Annotated in this window: 14 protein-coding genes; 5 read left to right on the forward strand and 9 right to left on the reverse strand. The window is 64.7% G+C overall.

Annotated features, from left to right (window positions below):
* Window positions 1-16 precede the first annotated feature (16 nt).
* The 6 genes from ASD07_RS27470 to ASD07_RS27495 all read right to left on the reverse strand — a co-directional run bounded on the left by ASD07_RS27470 (window position 17) and on the right by ASD07_RS27495 (window position 8,724).
* Window positions 17-1,462, reverse strand: coding sequence for a catalase (locus ASD07_RS27470; protein WP_055938204.1), 1,446 nt, complete (start codon window positions 1,460-1,462; stop codon window positions 17-19).
* Window positions 1,463-1,465: 3 nt separating this feature from the next.
* The gene (locus tag ASD07_RS27475) at window positions 1,466-2,431 is read right to left on the reverse strand and encodes an alpha/beta fold hydrolase (RefSeq protein ID WP_055938206.1); all 966 of its coding nucleotides are present in this window, start codon (window positions 2,429-2,431) and stop codon (window positions 1,466-1,468) included.
* A 124-nt stretch (window positions 2,432-2,555) separates the two neighbouring features.
* Window positions 2,556-5,495, reverse strand: coding sequence for a sensor histidine kinase (locus ASD07_RS27480; RefSeq protein WP_055938209.1), 2,940 nt, complete (start codon window positions 5,493-5,495; stop codon window positions 2,556-2,558).
* Window positions 5,496-5,565: 70 nt separating this feature from the next.
* Window positions 5,566-7,344 (reverse strand): lipopolysaccharide assembly protein LapB, encoded by a 1,779-nt coding sequence (locus ASD07_RS27485; protein ID WP_229207308.1) that lies wholly within the window; start codon window positions 7,342-7,344, stop codon window positions 5,566-5,568.
* Between the two features lie 14 nt (window positions 7,345-7,358).
* On the reverse strand, window positions 7,359-7,790 hold the full coding sequence (locus tag ASD07_RS27490) for a nuclear transport factor 2 family protein (protein WP_055938215.1): 432 nt from the start codon (window positions 7,788-7,790) through the stop codon (window positions 7,359-7,361).
* Window positions 7,791-7,875: 85 nt separating this feature from the next.
* Entirely contained in the window at window positions 7,876-8,724 is an 849-nt protein-coding gene (locus ASD07_RS27495) for a CAP domain-containing protein (protein WP_055938218.1), read from the reverse strand.
* Window positions 8,725-8,774: 50 nt separating this feature from the next.
* On the opposite strand from ASD07_RS27495, the gene ASD07_RS27500 reads away from it, so the two are divergent.
* A complete protein-coding gene (locus ASD07_RS27500; protein ID WP_055938220.1) occupies window positions 8,775-9,314 on the forward strand; it encodes a DUF2058 domain-containing protein in 540 nt (179 codons plus the stop codon).
* Here ASD07_RS27500 and ASD07_RS27505 read toward each other — a convergent pair.
* Together ASD07_RS27505 and ASD07_RS27510 are read right to left on the reverse strand one after the other, a co-directional pair.
* Window positions 9,304-10,284, reverse strand: a complete 981-nt coding sequence (locus tag ASD07_RS27505; protein ID WP_055938223.1) for a cyanophycinase — start codon at window positions 10,282-10,284, stop codon at window positions 9,304-9,306. The two genes, ASD07_RS27500 and ASD07_RS27505, sit on opposite strands and share 11 nt — an antisense overlap.
* Window positions 10,285-10,346: 62 nt before the next feature.
* Window positions 10,347-11,051 (reverse strand): glutathione S-transferase N-terminal domain-containing protein, encoded by a 705-nt coding sequence (locus ASD07_RS27510; protein WP_055938225.1) that lies wholly within the window; start codon window positions 11,049-11,051, stop codon window positions 10,347-10,349.
* A gap of 151 nt (window positions 11,052-11,202) precedes the next feature.
* Between ASD07_RS27510 and ASD07_RS27515 the strand changes: the two genes are divergently transcribed.
* Window positions 11,203-13,611 (forward strand): penicillin acylase family protein, encoded by a 2,409-nt coding sequence (locus ASD07_RS27515; RefSeq protein ID WP_055938232.1) that lies wholly within the window; start codon window positions 11,203-11,205, stop codon window positions 13,609-13,611.
* Here ASD07_RS27515 and ASD07_RS27520 read toward each other — a convergent pair whose 3' ends face one another.
* Complete coding sequence (locus ASD07_RS27520) at window positions 13,612-14,073, reverse strand: hypothetical protein (protein ID WP_055938235.1); 462 nt, start codon at window positions 14,071-14,073, stop codon at window positions 13,612-13,614.
* Window positions 14,074-14,227: 154 nt separating this feature from the next.
* On the opposite strand from ASD07_RS27520, the gene ASD07_RS27525 reads away from it, so the two are divergent.
* The 3 genes from ASD07_RS27525 (at window position 14,228) to galU (ending at window position 18,117) form a co-directional block, all read left to right on the forward strand.
* The gene (locus ASD07_RS27525; RefSeq protein WP_055938238.1) at window positions 14,228-15,808 is read left to right on the forward strand and encodes a methyl-accepting chemotaxis protein; all 1,581 of its coding nucleotides are present in this window, start codon (window positions 14,228-14,230) and stop codon (window positions 15,806-15,808) included.
* Between the two features lie 65 nt (window positions 15,809-15,873).
* Window positions 15,874-17,073, forward strand: coding sequence for a diguanylate cyclase domain-containing protein (locus ASD07_RS27530; RefSeq protein ID WP_055938240.1), 1,200 nt, complete (start codon window positions 15,874-15,876; stop codon window positions 17,071-17,073).
* A 171-nt stretch (window positions 17,074-17,244) separates the two neighbouring features.
* Complete coding sequence (gene galU, locus ASD07_RS27535) at window positions 17,245-18,117, forward strand: UTP--glucose-1-phosphate uridylyltransferase GalU (RefSeq protein WP_055938243.1); 873 nt, start codon at window positions 17,245-17,247, stop codon at window positions 18,115-18,117.
* Window positions 18,118-18,228: the final 111 nt, after the last annotated feature.

Below are 18,228 nucleotides of genomic sequence, written 5' to 3' on the forward strand. Positions count from 1 at the left end.
GTTTCCTTTTAGTGAGTTACCAGAGTGGGCGCAGCTTGTCGAGCGCGGCGGACACGCCCGCGCCGTAGGCTTCATCGGCCTTGTTGCAGTTTTCAATGTGGCGCTGCTGGATGTGCAGCGGCACCCCGGCCAGCGAACGCGCGGTGTTGTCGAACAGTGCCTGGCGCTGCTCCTGGTCCATCAGGCGGAACAGGGCGCGCGGCTGGCTGTAATAGTCGTCGTCGGCGCGGTGGTCCCAGCGCGCGGCGGCGCCTTCCAGCGCCAGCGGCGGCTCGGCGAAGGCGGCTTGCTGCTGCCATTCGCCTTTCGAGTTCGGCTCGTAGCCAATGCTGCCGCCCTGGTTGCCGTCGACCCGCATGGCGCCGTCGCGGTGGTAGCTGTGGAACGGGCAGCGCGGCGTGTTGACCGGGATTGCGTGGTGGTTCACGCCCAGCCGGTAGCGCTGCGCGTCGCCGTAGGCGAACAGGCGCGATTGCAGCATGCGGTCGGGCGAGAAGCCGATACCCGGCACCACGTTGGCCGGCGTGAAGGCGGCCTGCTCGACGTCGGCGTGGTAGTTGTCCGGGTTGCGGTTCAACTCCAGCACGCCCACCTCGTGCAGCGGGTAGTCCTTGTGCGGCCAGACCTTGGTCAGGTCGAACGGGTTGAAGGCTGCCTGCGCCGCCTGCTGTTCCGTCATCAGCTGCACCTTCAGCGTCCAGCGCGGGTATTCGCCGCGCTCGATTGCTTCATACAGGTCGCGCTGCGAGGATTCGCGGTCTTTCGCGATCAGCGCTGCCGCCTCTTCGTCGCTCAGGTTGACGATGCCTTGCTGGCTGGCGAAGTGGAACTTGACCCAGTGCCGTTCACCCGCGGCGTTGATGAAGCTGAAGGTATGGCTGCCGAAGCCGTGCATGTGGCGGTAGGAGGCAGGGATGCCGCGCTCGCTCATCACGATGGTCACCTGGTGCAGCGCTTCCGGCAGCAGGGTCCAGTAGTCCCAGTTGTTTTCGGCGCTGCGCAGGTTGCTGCGCGGGTCGCGCTTGACGGCGTGGTTCAGGTCGGGGAACTTGAGCGGGTCGCGCATGAAGAACACCGGCGTGTTGTTGCCCACCACGTCCCAGTTGCCTTGCTCGGTGTAGAACTTGACCGCGAAGCCGCGGATATCGCGTTCCGCGTCGGCCGCACCGCGTTCGCCGGCGACGGTGGAAAAGCGCGCAAACACTTCGGTCTTCTTGCCGACGGCGCCGAACAGCGCCGCCTTGCTGTAGCGCGCGATGTCGTGCGTGACGGTGAAGGTGCCGAAGGCGCCCGAGCCCTTGGCGTGCATGCGGCGCTCCGGAATCACTTCGCGGTGGAAGTGGGCCAGCTTTTCCAGGTGCCATACGTCCTGCAGCAGCATGGGCCCGCGCGGGCCGGCCGTTTCCACGTTCTGGTTGTCCGCGACCGGCGCGCCGGCTGCGGTAGTCAGTTTGCGGTCCATGGATTAGCCCTTGATGAAGGCCAGCAGGTCGGCGTTCAGCCTGTCCTTGTGGGTGTCGGTCAGGCCGTGCGGCGCGCCGGGATACACCACCAGCTTAGCATTTTTCAGCAGTTTTGCTGCCGCCTTTGCCGATGCGTCGATCGGCACGATCTGGTCGTCGTCGCCGTGCAGTACCAGCATCGGGATATCGATCTTTTTCAGGTCGGCGCTGAAGTCGGTTTCCGAGAACGCCTTGATGCAGTCGTAGGTGTTCTTGTGGCCGGCCATCATGCCCTGCATCCACCAGGCGTTGATCATGCCTTGCGACGGTTTGGCGCCCGGGCGGTTGAAGTTGAAGAACGGGCCGGAAGCGATGTCCAGGTAGAGCTGCGAGCGGTCCTTCAGCGAACCGGCGCGGATGCCGTCGAACACTTCCATCGGCAGGCCGCCAGGGTTGGCGGCGGTTTTCAGCATCTGCGGCGGCACGGCGGAAATCAGGCCGGCCTTGGCGATGCGCTTGCTGCCGTGGCGCGACAGGTAGCGCGCCACTTCGCCGCCGCCGGTGGAGAAGCCGAACAGCGCAGCATTTTTCACGTCCAGCAGGTCCAGCAGCTGCGCCAGGTCGTCGGCGTAGTGGTCCATGTCGTTGCCGTCCCATGGCTGGCTGGAACGGCCATGGCCGCGGCGGTCGTGCGCGATGGTGCGGAAGCTGTGGTCGGCCAGGAACAGCATCTGCGATTCCCAGCTGTCGGAGTTCAGCGGCCAGCCGTGGCTGAACACCACCACCGGGCCGTTGCGCGGGCCCCAGTCCTTGTAATAGATTTCCACACCGTCGCGGGTGGTGAAAGTGCCTGAGGTGCGGCCGGCGGCAGCACTGCCTTTGGCGGCTGCGGGCGCGGCGGAAGCGGAGAAGGACGCGCCGGCGGCGGCGACGGCGGTGGCGGCACCCAGCAGGACGTTGCGGCGGCGGTTGCTGATAGGGGATGGCATGGTCTGTTTTTCTTTCTTAATGTGGTTAAAACGCACTTGAAAGAATAGCCAGACCAGGCCGCGGCCGAATCGCCCATCCGGGGGCGTAGGCACTACCTCTTTTGGGGGAGGCGGCGCCGGCGCTTCAGGCGTAGGCCTGCTGCGCCGGGATCACCAGGCGCACCGCCACGCCGCCCTTCGGCCCGGGTCCGATGTCGATCTGCCCGCCCAGGCGCACGATCCGTTCGCGCATGCCGGTGATGCCCCAATGTCCGCTCTTGCCGTGCTGCGCGAGGATGGCATCGAGGCCGATGCCATCGTCGCGGGCTTCCGCCAGCAGGGCTTCGTCACTGAAGCTCAGGCGCACCTCGATATGCGCCGCACCGGAGTGGGCCACGCTGTTCAGTACGGCCTCGCGCAGCACGCTGGCCAGTTCGGCGCACGTGTCGCTGCGCAGGTGGCGCGGCTGGCCCACGACAGTGCAGCTCAGGCGCTGTTCGGCGCCCGGCGCCGCCTGTGCGGCGGCGTGGCGCAGCGCCGCGAACATTTCATCGGCATCCTGTGCACGGCGCAGTTCCATCACTTCGTCGCGGGTGGTGACGACCAGCGATTCCGCGTAGTCGAGCGCACTGCCGACCATTTTCTGCAATTCCGGCTGTTGCCCCAGCTTTTGCTCGACCAGGTGGAAGCGCAGCAGCAGGGCCTGTACTGCCTGCAGCAGGTTGTCGTGCAGCGAACGCGCAATCCGGCTGCGCTCCTGCAGCGTCGCGTCCAGGCGCAGCGCTACCTGCTGCTCCGCGCGGCGCTGGATGATTGCCACACGCCAGCGGTACAGCAGCACGCCTGCCACCAGCAGCGCCAGGGCGCAGGCCAGGCGGAACCAGCTGGTCTGCCAGAAAGCCGGTTCGATCTCGAAGCGGAACTGGGCGCCTTCGTTGTTCCACACCCCATCCTCATTGGCGGCGATGACATGGAAGCGGTAGCCGCCGGGCGCCAGGTTGGTGTACTGCACCCGCCGCTCCAGGCCGGCTTCGCGCCAGCCGCTGTCGACGCCATCGAGCCGGAACTTCAGGCGCACCCGTTCCGGGATCGACAGGGCGGTGGCAGTGAATGCCAGCTCGATGGCCGTGGTGCGCTGCGGCAGCAGCAACTGGTCGGTGGGATGGTACTCGCGTTCAGCCGTGCGCAGCGCTTGCAGCAGAACGGTTGGCGCGCGCGTATTGCGCGGGATGGTGGCAGGATCGATCCAGCCGGCCTGCGTCATTGTCGCGTAATACAGCCGGCCGTCCTGCGCCAGCGCCAGCGAGGGCAGTGGCCGCGATTGCGCGGCCATGCCGTTGATGCCGTCCTCGAAATTGAACAGCTCGGACTCCAGCGCCTGTGCCGGCGCGGCCCAGAAGCGCGCCAGCGCTTGCTGCCTGACGCGATGCAGGCCGGCGTTGCTGTGCATCCAAAGGCTGCCTTGCCGGTCCAGCAGCATGCCGGTGATGCGCTGGAAGCCGCCGCCTTGCTGCAAGCGCAGCGGGTGCGCCGTGCCGCCTTCGACCCAGGCGACCCCGAGGTCGCCGCCCACCAGCATTTTGCCGCCGGCGTCCAGCAGGGAAAGCACATTGCCCACCTGCAGTCCGGCGCTGGCGGGCAGCAGCCTGGCCGCGCCAGGCGTCAGCTCGGCCAGGCGGCTGTTGGTCAAACCGAGCCAGGTCCTGCCCTGGCCGTCGGTCAGCATGCAGGTTGGCATCGGCTCCTCGATGCCGTGCAGGCGCTGGTCCGGGCGCCACTGCCCCTGCTCGAACGTCCACAGGCCGTTACGTGAAATGGCTACCAGCAGGCGGCCGCCAGATTCTGCCGCCAGCGCCTGGATTTCGTAACCGCGGCCCAGGTCCGGCGGCAGGGCCCAGCGCTGCCGGACATCGCCATGGAATTCCCACAGTGCGTCCGCGGAGCCGACCCAGACATGGTCGGGCGCCAGGCGCAGCAGGGCGCTCGGGCCATCGATTTCGGTCTGCAGGCGGCTGCCGTCAGGCCTCAGTCTTGCCAGCGGGGACCTGTTGGCCCCGAGCCACAGCTCCTCCCCGAAACCCTGCTGCGCCAGCCAATAGAAGGCATTGGACGGCGACTCCAGGCGGTGGAAGCGATGGCGCCGCAGGCGCTCGATGCCGCCCGGCGTGATCAGCCACAGGTTGTCTTCGCGGTCGATGGTGATCTTGTCGAATTGCGCCTCGCGCCCCATGGCGCTGGTGAACAGTTCGGCCGCCCGCAGGATGCCGGCGCCGTCGCGCGCCAGCCGCACCAGTCCGTCCACACGCGTGGCCCACAGTGTGCCATGCGGCCCGGACACCGGTGGCCCCTGGTATAGCTGCGGCTGATCGTAGCGCTCCTGGCGCTGCGTGGGCTGGATGTCGAGCACCTGGACTTGCTGGCCCGGCGCCATTACGAACAAGCCATCCATGCGCCAGGTGACCCGCGACTGTGGCGGCACCGGCACCTGGACGAAGCGTTGGCTGCCGAGCGGGCGCACATAGTATTCGGCGCCGACTTTCGCCCACAGCCGGCCGGACTGGTCGTGCTTGACCATATTCACCGAGCCCTTTGGCAGCGAGTCCTGGCCCACCGGCAGCCACTGGCCGTCCTGCCGCATCACCAGGCCACTGCTGGTGGCGACATACATATGACCGTTGTTGTCGGTGCTGATGCTGAGCACAGAGCCGCGTGGAAAACCCTGGCCGGCCACATAATGCGTGGCATGCCCCGGCGTGAAGATGCTCAAGCCGCCGAAGTAGTAACCGACCGCCAGGCCGCCCGTCACCTTGCGCATGGCCATGATGTTGTTCGATGGGAGCGCATGGCCATACACCTTGTCCATCTGGCGGAAACGTATGCCGTCAAAGGTGTACAGTCCCACGGCGGAGCCCAACCACAGCAGGCCTTCGTCGGTCTGGGTCATGTTCAGGGCTTGCTGCGGTGCGCCGTCGGCTTGCGTCCAGCGTCGCCGCTCAAAGCTTTGCCCGTCCGGATACAGTTGCTGCGCCTGGACGGCCAGTGCAATCATACTGCCCAGCAGCAGCGCCCAACGATGTAACCCCATGCCTCAACCCGCGATTCGCAAAAGGCGCATCTTACCCGGAAGCGGGGCTGCATGCCGGGGCGGCGAACGGTTACAGGCGGGCCAGCTGCGGCCCGTCTTTCGGTCCCAGCCAGGTGGCGGCGAAGCGCTTGCGGGTGGCTGCCGCCGCCGCCTTGTCGCCGCGCTTCTCATACACCTCGAGCAGGCCGCGCAGGGCCCAGCCGTTGCTTGGTGTTCTGGCAAACGAAGCGCGGAAGGCCGCTTCCGCTTCTTCCAGCTTGCCCGCCTTCAGCAGCGCCGCCCCCAGCGACTGGCGCACCGGGTAGTACCAGTAGGGCGGCTCGGTATAGGGCAGCGCATCCTGCGCCGCGACCGCCTGCGTGAACAGCGCGATCGCGCCCGCCAGCTCGCCCTTGGCTTCGGCCAGCTTGCCCGCCGCGACCAGGCGCGCGGTGCGCACGATATCGGCGCCCGGCACGCCCCAATCGAGCAGCGGCTTGAAGTCGGCCTTCTGCTCGATGACGGCAATGCTGTCGACCTCGCGCCGGCCCTCGTCCCACATGCCCTTGCGTGCAAAGCCGACGGCGCGCGCGTAATGCCACATCGCGCGCAGCAGGACGAATTCCTCGCCGGGGGCGGGCAGGGCCAGCAGGGTTTCCGCGCTGCTGAATTGCACGTGCGCGAAATAGGGCGCGGCGCGCACCGGCTGCATCGGCGGAATGGCGCGCAGCAGCTCGGGGCTGATCGATCGCTCCAGCCTTTGCGTGGCTTGCAGCGCCGCCTTGCCGTCGCCGCCCATCAGCGCCGACACCATCGCGAAGTGAATGTTGTGCGGGTAGTAGGCACCCTTGTACACGGCGTCGCTGGCGGCAGCGCGGAAGTATCTTTCGTCGATGGCAATGGCGTCGAGATTCGACTGCAGCGCGTCCTTGTACAGGCCGACGCGGTAGTAGATGTGGGACGGCATGTGCACGATATGGCCGGCGCCGGGAACCTGCCTGGCCAGCTGGCGCGCATAGGGCAGGGCTTTTTCCGGGTGGGTCGAGGCTTCCATCGCGTGGATGTAGTAGTGGATGGCGCCGGGGTGGCTGGGATTGCGCTCCAGCACCCGCTCCAGCGCATCGACCAGTTCGCGCGTACGCCCCTTGGGGCTGGCGCCGCCGGCCTCCCAGTAATCCCAGGGCGACAGGTCCATCAGCGCTTCGGCAAACAGTGCCTGTACCGTGTCGTCGTTGGGGAAGCTGCGTGCCGCTTCGCCCATGGCTGCCGCATAAGCCTGGTCCAGCGGCGCGCGGTCGGCTGGCGCCTGCGCGCCATAGCGCTGGTTGACGGCGCGTACCAGCGCCTGTTCCAGCGGACTGGCGCTGTTGGCTGCCGCTGCTGCGCGCTCGGCTGCCGCGAATGCGGGCGCCGCCATTTCGGGCAACATCGGCGCGTTGATGTTCGGTCCCAGCACCAGCGCCTCGCCCCAGTGGCACATGGCGCACTGCGGGTCGGCCTGCTGCGCGGCGCGGAAGGCGCGCGCCGCCTCGGCATGGTTGAAGGAAAACAGCAGCCGCAAGCCCTGGTCGAAATAAGCCTGGGCGCGCGGGCTGCGCGTGGTGATCGAAAAATGCAGCTTCCCCAGGTCCGTGTACAGCGGCGGCGGACCGGCATCATTGGGCTTGCGCGCCTGCTGCACCGGTTTGAAGGGCGCCGTTTCGCTTGGCGCCGCCATGGCCAGCAGCAGCGGGCGTCCGCCGGCTGGATTGGCGCACCATGCGCCATCCAGCAGCGGATCGAAGACCGGCTCGCGGACCGCCTGCGAACCGGCGGGCAGGGCGCCGGCCGCCAGGCACAGCATCAAAGGCAGGGCACGGGCGGTCGGCATGTCGGCTCTCCTGGCTAGTGGTGCAACGGCTTGCCGGCAGCCTGGCCGGTGGTGGCCGGGTGCAGGGCGTGTTCCAGCTTGCTGGTGTCGTAGTAGGCGCGCAGCGAAGCGACTTTATCGCCGCTCATCTTGAAGACATGGACGAAAGGATTGTCGTAGGCGATGCCCGTGCTGCGCGCAATCCAGCTCGAGTCGCCGGTGACCACCACGGTATCGCCTTCCTGCACCATGGTCTTGGGCTCGAGGTAGGTGCACTGCGTGGTTTCATTCAACTTCACGAAAAATTCGGCTATTTGTTGCTTGCCTTGATAGCTGCCGCCTATGGGCAAGTAGTCGGAGTCGGGATTGATCATCTCCGCATCGTCGTTGTAGCGTTCGAGCAGGCCTTTCAGGTCGCCTGCCGCGTAGAGCTTGTAGCCTTCCATGATGAACTTCTTGGTGTCCATACATCCCCCAATTACCGGCACCTGCAGCGGCATGCCGCAGGCTGCCGATCAGATAAGCCTAGTACGCAGCGGGCAGATGTCAAGCTCAGCGCGGGGTGCCGAATACCTGGGTCCAATAGGCTGCCGGGCGCTTGCTGCGGCGGATGCCGACGCCGGCGCCGAACTCGGTGAATCTGGGATTCATCAGGTTGCGGCAATGGCCGGGACTATTGATCCAGCCGGTCACTGCTTCCTGCGCACTGGTCTGGCCGCGCGAGATGTTTTCGCCGACATGGCGCCAGCGGTAGCCTTGCGCTTCGGCGCGCTGCGGCACCTCGTTGCCCTGCTTGTTCTTGTGGGCGAAATAGTTTTGCTGTGCCATGTCCTCGCTATGGGCCTGCGCCGCCTCGGCCAATTGCTGGTTCCACGCCAGCGGCGGCGCGGCCTCCATCCAGCTGTCGCCGCATTGGCGGGCTTCGGCACGGGCGGCATTGGTGGCCTGGAACACCTGGCGCGCCGCGGCGGCAGTGTCGGGCAGCAGCTCGAGCGGATTTGGTGTTGGCGCCGCCAGCACGACGGTCCATTCATTGCCCGCGCGGTGGGCTCCGATATCGCGGTAGCGTGTGCTGCCCAGGGTGGCGCAATACGATTCGCGCAAGGCCTCGAAGGCGCTGCGGGCATCATTGGGGCCTTCCACATTGACCGCGTCTGCAATTTCCGGATCGTAGCCGGCGCTGTCGAGCGTGGCCAGCAGGATGACGCCAGGCCGCAGCGCAATGCGCGACAACACAGGCTTTGGCGTCAGCACCGGGACGGCGCGGCGCAGCTTGCCCTGGCAAGTGGCGGGGGCGGCACGCCAGGCATTGACCATGGCTGCCAGTTGATCCGCATCGCCCGCGTGGGCGGCCGGAAGCTGCGACGCGCATGCGCTTGCGAGAATGATAAGCCTTTTCATGCGGCCACTATACGCGCTCTGCTAAACTGCCGGCAACAGAGGAGTTAAACATGGTTTCGTTGCAAGAACAATTGATGAAGGCTGGCCTGGTCGACAAGAAGAAGGTCAACAAGGCGCAGCAGGACAAGTCCAAGCAGCACAAGGAAGAACTGCGCAGCGGCAGCAAGGCCGTGGACCAGTCGCGCGAGGCCGCCGTGGAGCAGCAGCGCAAGAATGCCGAGCGGGCGCGCGAACTGAATGCGCAGCGCGACGCGGCCGCCGGCCAGAAAGCCGTCATGGCCCAGGTGATCCAGATGGTGCAGCAGCACCGCCAGCCGAAAGGCAATGGCGATGTGGCCTACAACTTCACCATCGGCAGCAAGATCGAGCGTATCTATGTCGCGGACAAGGTGCAGCAGCACCTGGTCAACGGCCGCCTGGTGATCGTGGTGCTGGACGGCGTGGCCGAACTGGTGCCGAAAGTGGTGGGCGAAAAGATCGCCGAGCGCGCGCCGGAAGTAGTGGTGGCCGTCAAAAAGGCCGCCGGCGAGCAGCCGGCGGAAGACGATCCTTACGCCGACTACAAGATCCCGGACGACTTCACCTGGTAAGCAGCACGCCGGCCTGGGCGGACACGGTGAACGGCACCGTCGCTCCGCCATAGCCGGCCCAGTTGCGCAGGTCGAAGCTGCCGCCGCCCGCCATGCGCTGGCCTTGCAGGTTCAGGTAAGTCAAAGGCTGCTTCGGCTTGCACACCTGCGGCAGCCCGACCGATTGCAGGAAGGTGACCGCGCCGGCGCCAACCCGCGTGCCCTTGCCGTCCTCCACCAGCAACGCCGTTTCCACATCGACCCCGATGCCGCGCGCCATGGGGGCCCAGCCATCGTCGACGATGCGGGCCATGAACGCTACCAGGCGGCCCAGGCGCGCGCGCGTGTCGAAGTGGGCGTCGGTGATCACGCTGCCCAGGTCGGGCAGCAGCAGGAAGTCGCGCTCCAGCGTCATGCGCTTGTCGAAGGGATCGGCCAGCGCTTCATCCGAGGTGATGCTGCCGTTCAGCGCAGCAAAGCCGAAGCGCCCCATCAAGGCCAGGCCGGCGCTGGTGCCGCCGATCGGGATTTTGCGCCCGGCCAGTTCCTGGATCGCCGCCTGCACCGGCGTACCTTGCCAGAAATTGATGTAATCCGACTGGTCGCCGCCGGCGATGAACAGTTCTTCCGCATTGCGTATGCGCTCGATCACGAAAGGATCGCTGGCGGCCTCGCGGCTTGGAATCACCAGCGTTTCCACCGACCGCGCGCCGCCCATGGCGAAGATATAGGGGTTGTAAGCGTCGCTGCCGCGGCTGCGGATCACGACGAAGTTGCCGCCGCCGCCTTTCTGCATCATCCAGGCAAAGGCGGCATCGACATCCGGCCCGCCGCCCATCAGCACCAGGCTGGATTTTTTCGGCTGCGGCAGGATCACGTTGGTGGCGTCGCCCAGCGCGTAATACTGGTAAGGCTTGCCGGCGTAGGCGGGGGCAGCCAGCGCGGCGGCCAGCAGCAGGACAACAGCGAACAGGCGGTGGAGGCGTAGCATGGCGATGCTCCCTGGCAAGGTGAATCGTGCCCAGCTATTCTACGCCCGTCATTTGCAGGAAATTAGCCGCGGGCCGGAATATTCAGGCCGCGCGCCACAGCCGGGCGGTCGACGAATGCGCCCAGCACGCGGCGCACGTTGGCGAACTTCTCGAAGCCAACCAGCTCGCCCGCGCCGTAGTACTCCACCAGGTTGCGCACCCACGGGAAGATGGCGATATCGGCGATGGTGAACTGCTCGCCCATGATCCACTTGCGCCCTTGCAGGCGCTGGTCCAGCACGCCGAGCAGGCGCGCCGATTCGTTGATGTAGCGGTCGCGCGGGCGCTTGTCTTCGTATTCCTTGCCGGCGAATTTGTGGAAGAAGCCGACCTGGCCGAACATCGGGCCGATCCCGCCCATCTGGAACATCACCCACTGGATGGTTTCATAGCGCGCCGCGGCGTCCTGCGGAATCAGCTTGCCGGTTTTTTCTGCCAGGTAGAGCAGGATCGCGCCCGATTCGAACAGCGGCAGCGCTTTGCCGCCCGGGCCGTCCGGATCGATGATGGCCGGGATCTTGTTGTTCGGGTTCAGCGACAGGAACTCCGGCGACATCTGGTCATTGGTGTCAAAGCTGACCAGGTGCGGCTCGTAGGCGAGGCCGATCTCTTCCAGCATGATCGATACTTTGACGCCGTTCGGCGTCGGCAGGGAATACAGCTGCAGGCGCTCAGGGTGCTGCGCTGGCCATTTGGCGTTGATAGGGAAGTCGGTAATGCCAGTCATGCTCAAGCTCTCCCGGTTGGACAATGAACCGCGATTATGCGTTATTCCGGTTTTTCATGCCCGGAGCGGGGTATTATTGCCAAGCAAATAACTTTGCCAATACCGATAACTAGGAGACACGATGAGACAGCATGTTTTATCCCGTATTCTGATGTTGATTCCCCTCGCGCTGCTCGCGGCCTGCGGCAGCGGCAGCGATGATCCCCCGCCTGCGCCGGCTGTCCCGCCCATCACCGGCACCACCTACGTCGCCTCGATCCGCTACACCTCCTACGGCGTACCGCACGTCAAGGCGGAAACCTTCAAGGGCGCCGGCTACGGATATGGCTACGCCTTCGCCAAGGAGAACATCTGCCTGTATGCGGAGGAAATGGTGACGCTGCACGGCGAGCGCGCCAAGTACTTCGGCGGCGCCGGCGGCTACCTTGGCCAGCTGGGCGACACCTTCGGCAACATCGATTCCGATTTCTTCTACAAGCTGCTGTTCACGCCAGCGCTGGCGGCCAGGATCAAGGCCGCATCCAGCACCGATGCGCAGGAACTCACCTCCGGCTTCGTGGCCGGTTATAACCGCTACCTGAAAGAGACCCCTGCCGCCAGCCTGCCAACGGCATGCAACAACGCCGCCTGGGTGCAGCCGATGACGGAAGACGATGCCTACCTGCGTTTCGCCCAGGCCGCGATGGCCGGCAGTTCGCTGGCCTTCATCAAGCAGATCGGTTCCGCGCAGCCGCCGAAAAGCGCCACGGCCGCGCTGCTCAAGCGCAGCAAGCCGCGCCTGCTGGCTGCATCCGATTACGCCAACTCTTCGATTGCCAAGGGGCTGCAGACTATCCAGGAGCACACCATCGGCTCCAATGGTTTTGGCCTGGGCAAGGACGTGACGCAGTCCGGCAAGGGCATGGTGTTCGGCAATCCGCACTTCCCATGGTGGGGCGCGCTGCGCCTGAACCAGTTGCACCTGACCGTCACCGGCAAAGGCTACGACGTGTATGGCGCCACGCTGCTGGGCGTGCCGCTGCCGCTGATCGGCTTTAACGACAAGGTGGCGTGGACCCACACCTTCTCCACCGACAACCGCTTCACGCTGCGCTACCTGGCGCTCGACCCGGCCAACCCGACGCGCTACATCAAGGATGGCAAGCCGGTGGCGATGACGGCGGTGCCGCTGACGATCAGCGTCAAGGGCGCCGACGGCGCGCTCACGTCGCTGTCGCGCACCCTGTACACCACCGAGTTCGGCCCGATGCTGATGGACAGCTCCTTCGCCTGGGGCACGTCGTCAGGGTTTGCGATCCAGGACGCCAACCTGGCCAACTACAAGCTGATCGACCAGATCATCCTGAATGGCAAGGCCGGCAGCGTGGACGACTTGCGCACCGCGGCGTCTACCTACGTCGCCCTGCCATGGGTGAACACCATGGCGGCCGACATTGCCGGCGACACGCTGTATGGCAACTTCTCCGTGGCAGCCAATGTGCAGAATGCGCAACTGGCCGGCTGCGTGCCCGGTGCGGCACAGGGCGCGCCGTTCCAGGACATCATGGCTACCACCGGCGTGGTAGTGATGGCAGGCACCTCATCGGCCTGCGACTGGTCGGGCGCGATCGGCGCAGCCCAGCGGCCTTGGGTCAAGCGCAGCGACTACATCCTGAACGCCAACGACAGCCACTGGTGGCCGTCCTCCAGCACCTTCCTCACCGGCTATCCCAAGATCATTGCCACCGGTCCGAACCAGGAAGGTGCGCCGCAGAACAACCGCACCCGCACCGGCCACGCCATCGTGCGCGACCGCCTGGCCGGCACCGACGGCGTGGCGGGCAACCGCTTCACCATGGCCAACCTGCAGCAGATCTATCTGCAGGCGCGCTTCTTCAAGGCACAGAAATGGCTGCCTGAATTCACTGCCGCCTGCCTGGCTTCCGGCACCGCAACGGCAGCGGCCAAGGATGCCTGCGCCGTGCTGGAATCGTGGGACAAAACCCATGCGCCAGGCAGCGAGGGCGCAATCCTGTTCTTTGAGCTGTACGCAGCGCTGGGTGAACTGAATGCGGCATCGTGGTGGAGCGTGCCTTACAATCCGGCCGACCCGCTGGAAACGCCGCGCGGCGCTGCCGGCATTCCTGCCGCCATGGCGAAACTGGAGACGCTGGTCGCCAGCAGCCAGTTCGACACCGCGGCCAAGCGCCGCACCCGCCCGGAAGAAGTGCAGACCATCTCGCGCCCGGACGGCGCCCTGGCCGTGCCGGGCGGGCGCTATACCTTCATGAACTGGCGCGGCGTGAAGAACCAGATCTATCCCGGCATCTGGATTTATACGGCCGATTCGAAAACCAATGCCGGTGCCTATGGCAACAGCTATATCCAGTTCGTGACCTGGGACGAGCGCGGACCGGTGGCGGAAGGCATCCTGACCTACAGCCAGTCCTCCAACCCCGAGAGCCAGCACTTCAACGACGAGACCAAGCTGTATGCCAAAGGCCAGTGGATCAAGCTGCTGTACACCGAAGCCCAGATCACCTCCGACCCGGGCTACAAGCTGGTTGAGGTCTCGGAGTAATTATCCGTTGCGGCGGGCGGCGCGGCAGGCTTCGAGCTGGGTGCGCAGTTCGGTGGCTTCAGCCAGGTAGTTGTCGCGCGCGGTGGCGGCGCCGACCAGTTCCATTTCCGCCGCCAGCTTGGCGTCGGACAGCGTCGCTGCAATAGCGACGCTGCGTTCGAGCTGGCCGCGCAGGTCGGCGATCTGGGCATCCTTGCCTTCGATCGCCAACTGGTCCTTGGCCTTGCCGACCAGGGCGTCGGCCGCGATATTGCGCGCGTTACGCAGCTCTCCGTTCAGGCGCGTGATCTGGTCCTCATTTTCCTCCAGCGTGGCGTTGGCGGCTGCCAGCTGCGCGCGCAGGTCCTCGATCTCGCTGCGTAGCGGGCCGCCCACCTGTTGCGCCGCCTGCTGCACCCAGCTGTTCAGTGCAGCGGTGACCGATTCGGGAATTTCCAGTGGGGGGATGCTGTGCTCTGCCATGTCCGGCTCCGGTGAGGGGTCCACAATCCAGACACGATACCGAACGATTTGCCATAGGGCAATGGATGAAAGGAAACTGAAAGCTCCCGTTTGATACGCTCGGATTTGCTTCTTGGTAACAAACCGAGGGTAACAAAATAATAGGGAGACAAGCATGAAGTGGTTCCATCACCTGAAGATCGGGAGCAAGCTGCTATTCGCGTTCAGCCTGGTCATTGCGTTCACCTGTGTGATGGGCTTGTTCTCCATCCTCGAGCTGGTCAAAGTCAGCCAGTCCTCGACCGATATCGCCACCAACTGGCTGCCGGCAGTGCGCTACGTGGGACAGGTGCAGACTTCGCTGGCGCGCTACCGCATCTCCGAGGCCAGCCACATCCTGGTGGATGAAGGCGATGAGATGACGGCCATCGAAAAGTCGATGGCGACCCGCCTCGAAACGATGCGCAAGCAACAAGAATCGCTGGCCGCGCTGGTGACCGATGCCGAGGAATCGCGCATTTACGCCGACCTGAAACAGGACATCGAAGCCTACCTGGCGCACAGCACAAAACTGGTCGCGCTGTCGCGGGCAGGCAACAAGGAAGAAGCGCGCGTGCTGTTCCGTGGTGCTTCCAACAAGGTTTACCGCAAGCTCAACGAGCAGTTCGAAGCGCTGTCGAAATATAACGACGAAGGCAGCAGCGGCTCCGAGAAGGCAGCCGCGGAGCGCTTCGACATGTCGCGCACGCTGATCATTGGCATGCTGGCCGCGCTGGTAGTGGTGGGGGTGCTGCTGGCGCTGTGGGTGGCGCGCATTGTGGCCACGCCTCTGAAGGAAGCGGTCGTGGTGGCGCAGCGCGTGGCCGGTGGTGACCTGAGCGCCAGTATCAGCGTCACTTCACGCGATGAAACGGGCAAGCTGATGCATTCGCTGCGCGAGATGAACGACAGCCTGGCGCACGTGGTGGGCCAGGTGCGCGGCGGCACCGATGCCATTGCCACCGCCTCGGCGCAAATCGCCAGCGGCAACCTGGACCTGTCGGCACGCACCGAAAACCAGGCCAGCTCGCTGGAACAAACCGCGTCGGCCATGGAAGAACTGACTTCCACCGTGCGCCAGAACGCCGACAACGCACGCGAGGCCAACCAGCTGGCGCAGTCGGCATGGAACGTGGCCAGCGATGGCGGCAAGGTGGTGCAGCAGGTGATCGTGACGATGGAGAACATCAGCGCTGCCTCGGGCAAGATCGTCGACATCATTGCCGTGATCGACGGTATCGCGTTCCAGACCAATATCCTGGCGTTGAATGCCGCGGTGGAAGCGGCGCGCGCCGGCGAACAGGGGCGCGGCTTTGCCGTGGTCGCCTCCGAAGTGCGCAACCTGGCCCAGCGCAGCGCCTCGGCGGCCAAGGAAATCAAGCAGATGATCGATGATTCCGCGCTGCAGGTGAGTTCGGGTACCCAGCTGGTGCAGCAGGCCGGCAGCACCATGGAACAGGTATTGGCCAGCGTGCGCCGCGTCAGCGACGTGGTGGCGGAAATCTCGGTTGCCAGCGCCGAGCAAAGCACCGGCATCGATGAAGTCAACCGCGCCATCGGCCAGATGGACGAAGTGACGCAGCAGAACGCCGCCCTGGTCGAGGAGGCGGCGGCCGCCGCCGGTGCGCTGCAGGAGCAGGCCGCGCAATTGGCCGGTGTCGTCAGCCAGTTCCGGCTGGCGGGCCCGGCCGCCGGACGGCAGCTGGCGCTGCGCTAAAGGCGCGCCGGAAGCAGGCCTGCCGATAAATGGGTCGGCGCCATGTTTTGCTGTATCCTCGGTGAATGACCGATGCTTTAGAGCGCCTGCCGGAGTTGTTGCTGGATGCCGTCTTCATGGTGGACGAGGGCGGGCGGATCGTGTTCGTCAACCCAGCCTGCCGCGCGATCTTCGGTTATGCGCCGGAAGAAATGATCGGCCGCATCATCCTCGATTTCATCCATCCCGACGACAAGAACAAGACCGTGGCGGAAATGGGACATGTGCTGCTTGGCCGTGACGGCCTGGGTTTCGAGAACCGCTACCTGCGCAAGGACGGCAGCGTGGCCCACATTATGTGGACGGCGCGCTGGTCGCCGCAAGACCGCCTGCGCATCGGCGTGGCGCGCGACATCAGTGAGCGCAAGCTTGCCGAGCAACGCCAGGCCGGCATGCTGGCGCTGGCCACGGCCGCCCACGGCGCGGAAACGCTGCCCGAATTATTCTGCGCTTTCGACCAGATCCTGCAAGGCTTGCTGCCGCTGCGCGGCATGGCCGTGGTGCTGCAGCCGGGCGAACGGCTGGTGTATTCCAGCACACCCGGCGGCACGGCACCGTTGGACGCGGCGGGCTGGCATCACCTCAGCCTGTCTGCTTCCGGCATCGCCTTTGGCGAGATGCAGCTGGACCTTGGGCGCACCGGCACGCTGTCGGCCAAGGAAATCGATTTACTGGAATTTACAGCCGGCCAGGCCGGCGCCGTCATCGAAAGGCTGGCGCTGCATGCCGACCTGGCGCATGCCGCGCGCTATGACGAGCTGACCGGACTGCCGAACCGGCGCCTGTTCCAGGACCGCATCCTGTCGGCCATTGCGCGCTGCCGGCGCGGCCAGTCGCGCGGCGCCCTGCTGTTCATCGACCTGGACGACTTCAAGCAGGTCAACGACGAGCATGGGCATGTGGCTGGCGACCAGCTCCTGCATGCCATTGCCCGCCGCATCACTTCCTGCGTGCGCGAAGCCGACACGGTGGCGCGCATCGGCGGCGACGAATTTGTCGCCTTGCTGGAAAACGTGGCCGACCAGGCGCAGGCCGAGGCCCTGGCCCGCAAGATCCAGCAGGTGATCGCCACGCCCCTGGTGCTGGCCGGCCGCACCGTGCGGCCGCATGCCAGCATCGGCATCGCCCTCTACCCCGAGCACGGTGAAGTCATCGACCAGCTGATGCGCCATGCCGACCAGGCCATGTATGCTTCAAAGGCTGCGCGCAAGGCGGCCGCTGGCTGAATGCGACTCCGCGCCACTCCCATGGTGCAGCCGACCCGACCATTGCAACCAGGAAGAGCATATTCGGCTACGCGGAAAGGATTGCTTCATTTCTGGAGAAATAGTCCGATGTTAGAATATTGGCCATTGTTTCATCCATATTGGCGTTAAGTTGCCGGAAAATCTTCCATAATGAATAAAATTAGGAAAGCCGTGTTTCCAATTGCGGGTCTTGGAACCCGCTTCTTGCCCGTGACCAAGGCATCTGCAAAAGAAATGTTGCCGATCGTCGATAAACCGCTGATTCAATATGCGGTTGAGGAGGCATATGCTGCCGGTATTCGCCATATGATTTTCGTGACTGGCCGTACGAAACGCAGTGTGGAGGATCATTTTGACACTGCCTACGAACTCGAGAATGAACTGGAGCTGGCAGGAAAGACGGCTTTGCTGGCAACAGCTCGCAGCATCGCTCCGGAAGACATGGTCTGCACATATGTACGCCAGCCACGCGCTTTAGGGCTTGGCCACGCAGTTCTATGCGCCCAAGAACTGGTCGGCAATGAGCCTTTTGCGGTGCTGCTTGCTGATGACCTGATGATTGGCAGTCCACCAGTTATGCGGCAGATGGTTGAACAATTTTCCGAATGGCGTGCAAGCATCTTGGCTGTGCAGGATGTGCCGCGCGAAGATACGAAACGTTACGGGATCGTTAGTGCCGAAAGTGTCAACCAGGACCTCGTAAATGTGATTGAAATTGTAGAAAAACCGACGCCGGAAGCAGCACCAAGTACACTTGCGGTTGCCGGACGCTATATCCTGACGCCAGGCATTTTCAAGGAGTTGGAGAATTTACCTCGCGGCGTGGGCGGTGAGATCCAGCTTACGGACGGCATTGCCAACCTTTTACGTCGCGAAAAGGTGTTTGCCTATCGCTACAAGGGCGCGCGTTATGACTGTGGTAGCAAGCTCGGTTTTTTGCAAGCCACGGTCGATTTGGGAGTGCTCCATGATGAAGTCGGAAGTGAATTTTCTGCGTGGCTGGAGCGGCGCCACCCAAACTAGGAAATTGATGGTTGCATGTGGCTGCCTCCACTGCACCGTTTTGGACCAAGCTCGTGTCCAACCAGCGAGCTTTAACAGGCAACCGAGACCTTGACCACCAAGACCCAGCAA

The sequence above is a fragment of the Duganella sp. Root336D2 genome, assembly GCF_001425005.1.
In the GTDB taxonomy this organism is placed as follows: Bacteria; Pseudomonadota; Gammaproteobacteria; order Burkholderiales; family Burkholderiaceae_D; genus Rugamonas.

Coding starts and splice junctions, on each gene's coding strand:
- ASD07_RS27515 (WP_055938232.1), top strand. CDS start 11,203: ATGTTGATTCCCCTCGCGCTGCTCGCGGCCTGCGGCAGCGGCAGCGAT.
- ASD07_RS27510 (WP_055938225.1), bottom strand. CDS start 11,051: ATGACTGGCATTACCGACTTCCCTATCAACGCCAAATGGCCAGCGCAG.
- ASD07_RS27475 (WP_055938206.1), bottom strand. CDS start 2,431: ATGCCATCCCCTATCAGCAACCGCCGCCGCAACGTCCTGCTGGGTGCC.
- ASD07_RS27490 (WP_055938215.1), bottom strand. CDS start 7,790: ATGGACACCAAGAAGTTCATCATGGAAGGCTACAAGCTCTACGCGGCA.
- ASD07_RS27530 (WP_055938240.1), top strand. CDS start 15,874: ATGACCGATGCTTTAGAGCGCCTGCCGGAGTTGTTGCTGGATGCCGTC.
- ASD07_RS27520 (WP_055938235.1), bottom strand. CDS start 14,073: ATGGCAGAGCACAGCATCCCCCCACTGGAAATTCCCGAATCGGTCACC.
- ASD07_RS27470 (WP_055938204.1), bottom strand. CDS start 1,462: ATGGACCGCAAACTGACTACCGCAGCCGGCGCGCCGGTCGCGGACAAC.
- ASD07_RS27495 (WP_055938218.1), bottom strand. CDS start 8,724: ATGAAAAGGCTTATCATTCTCGCAAGCGCATGCGCGTCGCAGCTTCCG.
- ASD07_RS27480 (WP_055938209.1), bottom strand. CDS start 5,495: ATGGGGTTACATCGTTGGGCGCTGCTGCTGGGCAGTATGATTGCACTG.
- ASD07_RS27500 (WP_055938220.1), top strand. CDS start 8,775: ATGGTTTCGTTGCAAGAACAATTGATGAAGGCTGGCCTGGTCGACAAG.
- galU (WP_055938243.1), top strand. CDS start 17,245: ATGAATAAAATTAGGAAAGCCGTGTTTCCAATTGCGGGTCTTGGAACC.
- ASD07_RS27485 (WP_229207308.1), bottom strand. CDS start 7,344: ATGCCGACCGCCCGTGCCCTGCCTTTGATGCTGTGCCTGGCGGCCGGC.
- ASD07_RS27505 (WP_055938223.1), bottom strand. CDS start 10,284: ATGCTACGCCTCCACCGCCTGTTCGCTGTTGTCCTGCTGCTGGCCGCC.
- ASD07_RS27525 (WP_055938238.1), top strand. CDS start 14,228: ATGAAGTGGTTCCATCACCTGAAGATCGGGAGCAAGCTGCTATTCGCG.